This is a genomic window from Actinomadura rubrisoli (genome assembly GCF_004349215.1).
In the GTDB taxonomy this organism is placed as follows: domain Bacteria; phylum Actinomycetota; class Actinomycetes; order Streptosporangiales; family Streptosporangiaceae; genus Spirillospora; species Spirillospora rubrisoli.
In genome coordinates this window covers 1-9,147 of sequence record NZ_SMKU01000368.1, presented here as the reverse complement: position 1 = coordinate 9,147, position 9,147 = coordinate 1, and the positions used below count along the sequence as shown (strand labels likewise).

At 73.8% G+C, this 9,147-nt stretch carries 9 protein-coding genes; 3 read left to right on the top strand and 6 right to left on the bottom strand.

What is annotated here, in order from left to right:
• Positions 1-27: 27 nt before the first annotated feature.
• The 3 genes from E1298_RS39740 to E1298_RS39730 all read left to right on the top strand — a co-directional run bounded on the left by E1298_RS39740 (position 28) and on the right by E1298_RS39730 (position 2,040).
• Complete coding sequence (locus E1298_RS39740) at positions 28-138, top strand: bifunctional adenosylcobinamide kinase/adenosylcobinamide-phosphate guanylyltransferase (protein WP_424923198.1); 111 nt, start codon at positions 28-30, stop codon at positions 136-138.
• 145 nt (positions 139-283) lie between these two features.
• Positions 284-1,252, top strand: coding sequence for a bifunctional adenosylcobinamide kinase/adenosylcobinamide-phosphate guanylyltransferase (locus E1298_RS39735; RefSeq protein WP_131902549.1), 969 nt, complete (start codon positions 284-286; stop codon positions 1,250-1,252).
• Positions 1,249-2,040 (top strand): adenosylcobinamide-GDP ribazoletransferase, encoded by a 792-nt coding sequence (locus tag E1298_RS39730; protein ID WP_131902548.1) that lies wholly within the window; start codon positions 1,249-1,251, stop codon positions 2,038-2,040. Before E1298_RS39735 ends, E1298_RS39730 begins: the two co-directional genes overlap by 4 nt.
• A 70-nt stretch (positions 2,041-2,110) precedes the next feature.
• Here E1298_RS39730 and E1298_RS39725 read toward each other — a convergent pair whose 3' ends face one another.
• From E1298_RS39725 to E1298_RS39700, 6 genes are all read right to left on the bottom strand, one after another.
• Positions 2,111-4,816, bottom strand: a complete 2,706-nt coding sequence (locus tag E1298_RS39725) for a fumarate reductase/succinate dehydrogenase flavoprotein subunit (RefSeq protein ID WP_131902547.1) — start codon at positions 4,814-4,816, stop codon at positions 2,111-2,113.
• Entirely contained in the window at positions 4,816-5,646 is an 831-nt protein-coding gene (locus tag E1298_RS39720) for an ABC transporter ATP-binding protein (RefSeq protein WP_131902546.1), read from the bottom strand. Before E1298_RS39720 ends, E1298_RS39725 begins: the two co-directional genes overlap by 1 nt.
• A complete protein-coding gene (locus tag E1298_RS39715) occupies positions 5,643-6,419 on the bottom strand; it encodes an ABC transporter permease (RefSeq protein ID WP_131902545.1) in 777 nt (258 codons plus the stop codon). Before E1298_RS39715 ends, E1298_RS39720 begins: the two co-directional genes overlap by 4 nt.
• Positions 6,416-7,852, bottom strand: a complete 1,437-nt coding sequence (locus tag E1298_RS39710; RefSeq protein WP_131902544.1) for an ABC transporter substrate-binding protein — start codon at positions 7,850-7,852, stop codon at positions 6,416-6,418. Before E1298_RS39710 ends, E1298_RS39715 begins: the two co-directional genes overlap by 4 nt.
• Before the next feature lie 11 nt (positions 7,853-7,863).
• Positions 7,864-8,091: a 4Fe-4S dicluster domain-containing protein gene (locus E1298_RS39705; RefSeq protein WP_067884863.1), complete on the bottom strand. Its 228-nt coding sequence runs from the start codon at positions 8,089-8,091 to the stop codon at positions 7,864-7,866.
• Positions 8,092-8,219: 128 nt separating this feature from the next.
• The gene (locus E1298_RS39700) at positions 8,220-9,008 is read right to left on the bottom strand and encodes a GntR family transcriptional regulator (RefSeq protein WP_243726104.1); all 789 of its coding nucleotides are present in this window, start codon (positions 9,006-9,008) and stop codon (positions 8,220-8,222) included.
• Positions 9,009-9,147 lie beyond the last annotated feature (139 nt).

The following is a 9,147-nucleotide window of genomic DNA, read 5'->3' as shown; positions in this document are numbered from 1 at the left end:
CCGCAAGAAGGCCCCTTCCGCACGCTCCTGCTGGGCGGAGCACGGTCGGGCAAGTCGGCCGAGGCGGAGCTGCGTCTGGCCGCCCATCCGGATGTCACGTACGTGGCCACGGGCATGACGCGCGACGGCGACCCCTAGGGCGGGCCCTGGGGCGGCTGCTGCGGCCACGGTGCGTTCGGGGGGTTGCTCACCGAGTCTCCTTCCGCCGGGAACGTCCGTGTTCCAGGCGAGGGTATCCACCCAGCGATCGTCTCCAGGGCGGGCCGTAGAGTTTCCGATCGACATGAACATCGAGCTCCATGCCTTCGCCGGTCCGCGGGGCTGGCCCGAACCCGGCTGCCGCTGCGCGTCCTGCAACCGGCTGCGCCTCGCCGGTGTCCGGCACGAGCCGACCGGTGCCGTCGTCGACGGCGTCCCGCTGGAGGACTGTCCCCGGACGGACGTCCCCGGCGGCTACGACGCGACCGCCCCGCACGGCGAACAGCTCCTCGTCGCGTCCGGCCCCGGCGAAAGGCCCGACCCCGTCTTGGACGTGACGTACGACGCCGTCCTCTTGGACCTGATCGGCGCCCCCGAGCATCTCGGCTACCTGCGCCATGCGGGAGCGGTGTCGTCCCATACGACGGTTCTGGCCGTGCACGTCGACCACCGTGTCTCCTCCCTCGCAGAGCTGGAACGACGTGTGGCCTTCTTCCAGCGCCCGCAAGAAGGCCCCTTCCGCACGCTCCTGCTGGGCGGAGCACGGTCGGGCAAGTCGGCCGAGGCGGAGCTGCGTCTGGCCGCCCATCCGGATGTCACGTACGTGGCCACGGGCATGACGCGCGACGACGACCCCGAATGGACGGAACGCATCACGGCCCATCGTTCCCGCCGTCCCGCATGGTGGCGGACCGTCGAGACGACCGACCTGGAAGGCGCCTTGAAGTCGGCGACCGGGGCTCTTCTTATCGACGGCATCGGAACATGGCTCACCGCGGCGATCGACGAAGCCGGCGCCTGGGACGATCCCGCGCAGGTGCGTCCACGGCTCGACGGCCTGATCGCGGCCTGGCGCGCGACCGAGGCGCGTGTGGTGGCGGTCAGCGACGAGGTCGGGCTGTCCCTGGTGCCCACGACACCGTCCGGGCGCGCGTTCCGCGACCTGCTCGGCCACCTCAACCAGCGGCTCGCGGCCGAGTCCGAGGAGGCCGCGCTGGTCGTGGCGGGCCGCGTCACCGAGCTCGGCACGGTGCCAGGTCCGGAGCGCGGATGATCGCCGGGCTGCGGCTGGCCGTCACGCTCCTGACCGTCGTCCCCTGGCGCGCGGACCGGGCCGACCGGGTCGACCGGATCGACCGGGGCACCGCCCGGGCCGCCATGCTGCTGGCCCCGTCCGCCGGCCTGATCGCGGGGGGCGCCGCGGCCCTCGTCCTCCTGCTGGGCGACGCGCTCGGCCTGTCCGCCCTGTTGCGGGCGGCGCTGGCGGTGGCGGTCACGGCGGCGATCACGAGGGCCCTGCATCTGGACGGCCTGGCCGACCTCGCCGACGGCCTGGGCAGCGGCCGCCCGCCCGGCGAGGCCCTCGCGATCATGAAGCGCTCCGACATCGGCCCGTTCGGCGTGGTGACCCTCCTGCTCGTCCTGCTCGTCCAGACGGCCGCGCTCGCGTCGTCCCCGCATGCCGCCGCCGCGATCCTCGTCGCGGCCGTCACGGGCCGCCTGGCGCTCCCCTGGGCCTGCCGCACGGGCGTGCCGTCCGCCCGTCCGGGGGGCCTGGGCGCCCTGGTGGCCGGCACCGTCCCCACGCGCGCCGCCGTACTGGTGACGGCCGTGGTCGTCACGCTCGCCGCGGCGCTGGGAGCGGCCGCCGGAGCCACGGGATCGTCCGACGACGTCTTGGGCGGCGCGCTGCACGCCCTGGCGGCGGTCGCGCTGGGCCTGGCCGCCGCGCTCCTCATGCTCCGCCACGCCGTCCGCCGCCTGGGCGGCATCACCGGCGACGTCCTCGGAGCCCTGGTGGAGATCGCCACGACCGCCGCCCTCCTGCCCCTGGCCCGCTGATCCGGCGGGCGGCGTCCAGTTGCGGCGGGTCGCCGCCAAGAGGGGCTGCCTGGCAACGACCCGCCGCAGGCTAGCGGGGGTCCAGGGCGCGCCGGGCGTACGCCCGGACGTCGGCGTCCGGGTCATTGGTGGCCGATGTCAGGGCATCCTGGACGTCCGGTCGGGGGGCGTGCGGGGCCAGAGAGATCACGGCGGCCTTCCGGACGTCCAGGTGCGGGTCGTCGAGAGCCTTGATCAAGGGGCCTGCGGCGATGTCCGGGTCGGCCGCGGCCAGGCCCTTGGCCGCGCCCGTGCGGACCTGCCAGGCGGGATCGTGCAGGGCGTCCGCGGCGGCGGTGTCGAGCGGCGGCGGGCAGCCGACGCCCGCGAGCGCTTCGAGCGCCGCCGCCCGGACGAGCGGGTCGCGGTCCTCCAGCAGGCGGCCCAGGACTGCCGGGGACGCCGGGGCGCCGATCGTGCCGAGGCCGTGCGCCACCGCCACCCGCACCTCGCGGGACGGGTCGTCCGCAGCGCGGCCCACCTCGTCCGCCGCGTCGTGCGCGACCAGGCCCCGGACGGCCTGGAGCCGGACGCGGTGATCGGCGTCGCGGAGGGCGTCGCCGAACACGGCGGGGCCGCCCAGGCGCAGCGCGCGCAGGACGTCCAGGACGACGGCGCGGACCTGGGCGTCCTGGCTGTCCAGGGCGCCGGACAGGGCGTCCCTCACCTGGGACGTGACGGGGAGGACCTCGACCAGTTCGCGGAGCGCGGTCGCGGCGGCGTGGCGCACCGAGCCGTGCCCGTCGGCGAGCGCGGTGGCCAGGGCGCCGGTGACGCCGTCCGGCGCCACCTCGGTCAGCGTGGCGACGGCGGCGCGGCGGACCTTCGGGTCGGGGTCGGCCAGGTACCGGGCTATCGCGTCGACGGACGGCTCGGTCTCGGCGAGCCGCTGCAGTTCGAGGAGGCGCGGGGAGCGGCCGATGGCCGTCGCCGGACGTCCCGTGGACGCCGCGGCGCGCGCGGGCGCGGCGGACGGCACGGCAGGCGCGGCCGGGGTGAGGACGATCGGCCCGCCCGGCGCCGGGACGGTGAACTCCTCCACCGGCACCACGTACGGGGCGACCGGGCGCTTGAGGAACTCCATCGTCCCGTCGCCGCGCCGCCGCAGGTTGAGGTGGAACATCCAGGACGCGTCGTCGCGCTCGGGCAGGTCGGCGCGGTCGTGGTAGAGGCCCCAGCGGCTCTCGGTGCGGGTCAGGGACGAGCGGGCCGCCATCTCCGCGCAGTCGCGGATGAACGTGACCTCCGCGCAGCGCATCAGCTCGTGCGGGGTCCGCGCGCCCATCGACGCGATCTCCGCCTCCATCCGGGTGAAGGACTCGACGGCGATGTCGAGCTTGGCCTCGGTCTTGGGCGGCGCGACGTAGTCGTTGACGAAGCGGCGCAGCTTGTACTCGACCTGCGGCTGCGGAGGGCCGTCCGGGTGGCGCAGGGGGCGGTAGACCAGCTCGTGGGCGGCCCGGATCTGGTCCTCCGGCAGCTCGGGCGCTGCGCCCCCCGGCCGCGCGGAGGTGTGCGCGGACGCGTGCGCCCCGGCCAGGTCGCCGAAGACGAACGCGCCGATCATGTAGTTGTGCGGGACGCAGGCCAGGTCGCCCGCCGCGTACAGGCCGGGGACGGTGGTGCGGGCGTTCTCGTCCACCCACACGCCCGACGCCGAGTGCCCGCCGCACAGCCCGATCTCGGAGATGTGCATCTCCACGTCGTGGGTGCGGTAGTCGTGGCCGCGCCCGGCGTGGAACGTGCCGCGCGTGGGCCGCTCGGTGGTGTGCAGGATGCCTTCGAGGGCGTCCACGGTCTCGTCCGGCAGGTGGGTGAGCTTGAGGTAGATGGGGCCGCGCGCCGAGTCGATCTCGCGCTTGACCTCCGCCATCATCTGCCCGGACCAGTAGTCGCTGTCCACGAACCGCTGCCCCTCGGCGTTCACCTGGTAGCCGCCGAAGGGGTTGGCCACGTACGCGCACGCGGGGCCGTTGTAGTCCTTGATGAGCGGGTTGATCTGGAAGCACTCGATCCCGCTCAGCTCCGCGCCGGCGTGGTAGGCCATGGCGTAGCCGTCACCGGCGTTGGTGGGGTTCTCGTACGTCCCGTACAGGTAGCCGGACGCGGGCAGGCCGAGACGTCCGCACGCACCCGTCGCCAGGATGACCGCACCGGCCGACACGGTGACGAACTCCCCGCTGCGGGTGTCGAACCCGACCGCCCCTACTGCGCGTCCGCCGGAGGTGAGGACGCGCACCGGCATGACCCTGTTCTCTATCTGCACCTTCTCCCGGATGGACCGCTGCCGCAGGACCCGGTACAGGACCTTCTTGACGTCCTTGCCCTCCGGCATGGGCAGGACGTAGGAGCCCGACCGGTGGACGCGCCGCACGGCGTACTCGCCGTGCTCGTCCTTCTCGAACTTCACGCCGTACCGTTCGAGGCGCTTGACCATGGCGAAGCCGCGCGTGGCGGTCTGCCGGACGGTCCGCTGGTCCACGATGCCGTCGTTCGCCCGGGTGATCTCGGCGACGTAGTCCTCGGGCGTGGCCTTGCCGGGGATGACCGCGTTGTTCACCCCGTCCATGCCCATGGCCAGGGCGCCCGAGTGCCGGACGTGCGCCTTCTCCAGCAGCAGCACGGAGGCGCCGTGCTCGGCCGCGGTGATGGCGGCCATGGTCCCGGCGGTGCCGCCGCCGATGACCAGCACGTCGCAGCCCAGCTCGCGCCGCTCGGCCACGGAGGGGATCTCCATCAGACGGCCTCCCTGGCCTCGGTGCGGGCGCCCAGCGCCGCGAGGACGCGGTCGCGGGACGCGGGGACGGGGAACTCCGCGGCGACGCCGGCCGCGCCGAGCACCACGACCCGGTGGCCGAGCAGCAGCGCCTCGTCCACGTCGTGCGTGACGAACACGACCGTGGCGGGCGCGTCGGCGAGGACGTCGAGGAGCAGGCGCTGCATGGTCGCCCGGGTCTGCGCGTCCAGGGCGCCGAACGGCTCGTCCATCAGGATGGCGCGGGGCCCGGCGGCGAGGGTCCGGGCGAGCTGGACGCGCTGGCGCATGCCCCCGGACAGCTCGCGCGGAAGCCGGCCGGCGGCGTCGCCGAGGCCCACCCGCTCCAGCCAGCGCGCGGCGGTGGCGCGGCGCTCGGCGCGCCGGACGCCGCGCAGGGACAGCGCCAGCTCGACGTTGCGGCGGGCCGTGCGCCAGGGCAGGAGCGCGTCGTCCTGGAACATCAGCGCCCGGTCGGCGGACGTCCCGGTGACGGGCACCCCGTCCGCCAGGACGCGCCCGGACGAGACCGGCAGCAGGCCGGCGAACGCCCGGAGCAGCGTGGACTTCCCGCAGCCGGACGGCCCGAGGACGACCAGCACCTCGCCCGACGCGACGTCCAGGTCGAGCCCGGAGACCACGGCGCGGCCGCTGCCGTACCCGAGGGTCACCCCGTCGGCCCGCAAAGACAGGCCCCGTGCGGACAGATCCCGTGCGGACAGATCCCGCGTAGGCAGGTCCCGCGCGGTCCGCGCGGTCCGCGAGGACAGGTTCCGGGACGACAGGCTCCGTGCAGAGTGCGCGCCGCTCATCGGCGTTCCTCCCTCGGCAGCCACCGGGTCAGCCGGCGTCCGGCGAGCTCCACCGAGGCGGAGGTGAGCCAGCCGAGCAGCCCGATGGTGGCCATCCCGACGAGCACGCCGGGGTAGTCGACGATCGTGTACGCCTGCCACGTCCGGTAGCCGACGCCGAAGTCACCGGAGATCATCTCGGCGGAGATCACGCAGATCCACGCCACGCCCATGCCGATCGACAGGCCGCCGAAGACGCCCGGCAGCACCCCCGGCAGGACGACCTGGACGAGCACCCGCGCCCGGCCCGCGCCGAGCGTGCGCACCGCGTCCTCCCAGACGACGGGCAGCGCGTTCACGGCGTGCCGCGTGCTGACCAGCACCGGGAAGAACGCCGCGACGAAGGTGATGAAGACGATGCCCTGCTCGTTCGCCGGGAACAGCAGGATCGCCACCGGCACCAGCGCGATGGCCGGGATCGGCCGGGCCACCTCCAGCAGCGGCTGGAGCAGGTCGCCCACCCAGCGCGAGCGGGCCGTCGCGACGCCGAGCACGATGCCGAGGACGGCGGCCAAGGCGAACCCGGTCAGGATGCGCACCAGGCTCTGGGCGATGTCCTGGTAGAACTGCCCGTTCTCGATCTGGCGGCCGAACTCGCGCGCCACGTCCACCGGGCCGGGGAACCGGTCGAACCGCACCCACATCCGGACGTTCGCCGCGGTGAGCAGCTGCCAGACCACCAGCGCCGCGCCCAGGGACGCCAGCCGCACCAGCCAGCGGAGCACCCCGCTCATGCGCGCCGCACCGCCTCACCGTAGGGGACGACCTTGGCACCCGAGTGGGCGGAGATGTACTTGTCCGCCGCCTCCTGCGTCGCGAACGGCACGAACCGCTTCGCCGCACCGGCCGACGGGTCCTCCACCCAGACGTCCTTGTCGGCGAACCACCGGGTCCCGGTCGTCGCGTCAGGGATGTAGGCCGCCCGGATCTGCTTCTTCTCGGCCTGGAGGGCGCGCACGTTCTTCAACAGGCAGACGGGGCCGGCGACCGGACGCGTCTTGGTCTCGCCCGTCACCCACACCTCTCCGGCTGCCGCAGGATCGTCCACCTTCTTCTTGCACACCGCGTCCGTTCCGTTGATCGCGGCCGGGTTGGCGGTGGAGGCGGCATCGCGTTCGTAGGACGAGCCGTACGCCTGCTTGATGTAGGCGTCGTTGATGAACGGCCCCACGTCCAGCGGCGTCTGGATGACACCGATGGACTTCAGGAACGGCACGTCCTGCGCGAGGGCGTCCCTGAGCCTCTTCTTGACGGTCGGGTCGAACGTGGCGACGCCACCGGCGCCGTTGTAGAGGTAGACGGTCTCGGCAGGCAGTCCCGTAGAGGACGCCACGGACTCCGCCGCCTTCACGGGGTCGGCGTGCAGGGAGCGAGTCGCGTCGATCTGGGCGCCGAGGAACGCCCGCAGGACCTTCGTCCGCTCCTCGGCGAACTCCTTGCGGACGACGACGCCGTGGAACGTCGGCACGTTCAGCCCGCCGCCGTCGTACAGCAGCCGTGCCTGGCCCTTCTGCACCAGCAGGCCCGGCCACGCGACGAACTGCGCGAGCCCGGCGGCGCTGCCCGCCTGCAGCGCGGACGCGCCCACCGTGGGCTGCTGGTTCTCGACCTTCAGGTCCTTCGCCGGGTCCAGCCCGTACCGGCGCGCCGCCTGGACGAGCGTCCCGTGCCCGGCGGACCCGACGCTCGCCGAGACCGTCCTGCCCTTGAGGTCGCGCAGGCTCGCGGCCTTCGAGCCGTTGCCGACGACCACGCCGTTCAGCGAGCCGCGCAGGTTGTAGCCGGTCACCGCCACCATCTCGGTCCGGGCGTCGCCGCCCTGGGCCTGCGACCGCGAGCCGTTGATCAGCAGCGGGTAGTCGCCCATCGAGCCGATGTCGATCTTCCCGGCCAGCATCTGGGCGGTGATGGGCGCGCCGGTGTCGTAGTCCTGCCAGACCACCGAGTACTTCTTGCCGTCGGCCTTGCCCAGGTCCTTCAGGCGCTTCTCGAAGTAGCCGAGCGAGCGCAGCAGGGTTCCTGCGGTGACCGTGTTGATGGTCTTCGACTGGTAGCCGACGACGATCTGGTCGGACCCGCCTCCGCCGGACGCGTTGCCTGCCACCGTGCAGCCGGCGCCGAGCGGGATCAGGGCGGCGGCGGCGGCCGCCGCCAGGGTTCTGTTCATCTCCGGCCCCTTCAGCGCAGCAGGTAGGGCATGTTCACGGTCACGGCTCCGGTGGGACACCGGTCGGCGCATGGGCCGCAGTACCAGCACTCGTCCACGTGCATGTACGCCTTGCCGGTCTCCGGGTGGACGGCCAGCGCGTCCAGCGGGCATACGTCGATGCACAAGGTGCAGCCGTCGATGCACAGGGCCTCGTCCACGGTCACAGGGACGTCGGCGCGATGCTCCACGAGGGACATGGCGTTCTCCAGGGGTCGGCGGTGGGCGGCCGGGCATGCGGAACACACCGCGCGGCGCTGCGCGGCCGGTGAGACTGTCGGGCACGGTCGGGCAAGGTCGAGCAGGGTCGGTGGGTCGAGCAGGAGGGTCAGGTGCGGCTCATGGAGCCGCTCATCGTGATGCGGTCGCCGCGGAACCGGATGAACTCCAGGTCGACCGGGCGTCCGTCGGCGAGGTGGGTGAGCCGTTCGAGCATGAGCAGGGCGGTGCCGCGCGGCGCGTCCAGCGTCGCCGCCGAGTGGGGGTCGGCGTTGACGGCCTCCAGCGTGACGTCCGCCCGTCCCAGGGGCTGCCCCGCGATCCGTTCGAGCAGGACGAACACGTCGTTGTGGGCGAGGTCCTCGGCGAGCAGCGGCTCGCCCAGGTCACGGGACACGTAGGTGAGGTCGAGCGAGAGCGGCGTCCCGTTGAGCCGCCGGACCCGCTCGATGTAGACGACGGGCTCGCCGTCCGGCAGCCGGAGCCGGGACGAGATCTCCCGCGACGGCGTGATCAGGCCGGTGGTGCGGACCTCGTTGGCGACCTCCCCGTGCTCGCGCAGCGTCTCGGCCAGGCCGAGGAGCCGTTCCAGCCCGTGCGGGTACTTCTCGGCCACCACCACCGTGCCGACGCCCGGGCACCGCTCGACCAGCCCTTCGGCGCGCAGCAGGTCGAGCGCCACCCGGACGGTGTTGCGGGACGCGCCGAAGTCCCGCACGAGCTCCGCCTCGGCGGGCAGGGTCCCGCTGCGGAACTCCCCGTACAGCACCTGGCGGCGCAGCACGTCGGCCACCTGCCGGGCCCGGTCGGCCCGCAGCCGCCGCGCGTCGGCCAGCGCCGGCGCCCCGGCCGCATGCGGCGGCGCCCCCGCTCCGGCCACCGTGTCTCTCCTGGTCACAGGGGTAAACCTACTAAAACAATCGGAATAGGTGAATAGCTGGCCGGCTACGCCACCCGCAGCGACCCCCAACCGGCCTCCGACCTGCGGCTCCGCGCCCGGCCCGGGCCGTTCCGCCACCTCGTCCCACCCTCGGATC

Excerpts from the sequence above, each read along its gene's own strand:
- E1298_RS39735 (WP_131902549.1), top strand. The coding sequence starts at position 284 with ATGAACATCGAGCTCCATGCCTTCGCCGGTCCGCGGGGCTGGCCCGAA.
- E1298_RS39715 (WP_131902545.1), bottom strand. The coding sequence starts at position 6,419 with ATGAGCGGGGTGCTCCGCTGGCTGGTGCGGCTGGCGTCCCTGGGCGCG.
- E1298_RS39720 (WP_131902546.1), bottom strand. The coding sequence starts at position 5,646 with ATGAGCGGCGCGCACTCTGCACGGAGCCTGTCGTCCCGGAACCTGTCC.
- E1298_RS39730 (WP_131902548.1), top strand. The coding sequence starts at position 1,249 with ATGATCGCCGGGCTGCGGCTGGCCGTCACGCTCCTGACCGTCGTCCCC.
- E1298_RS39705 (WP_067884863.1), bottom strand. The coding sequence starts at position 8,091 with ATGTCCCTCGTGGAGCATCGCGCCGACGTCCCTGTGACCGTGGACGAG.
- E1298_RS39725 (WP_131902547.1), bottom strand. The coding sequence starts at position 4,816 with ATGGAGATCCCCTCCGTGGCCGAGCGGCGCGAGCTGGGCTGCGACGTG.
- E1298_RS39710 (WP_131902544.1), bottom strand. The coding sequence starts at position 7,852 with ATGAACAGAACCCTGGCGGCGGCCGCCGCCGCCGCCCTGATCCCGCTC.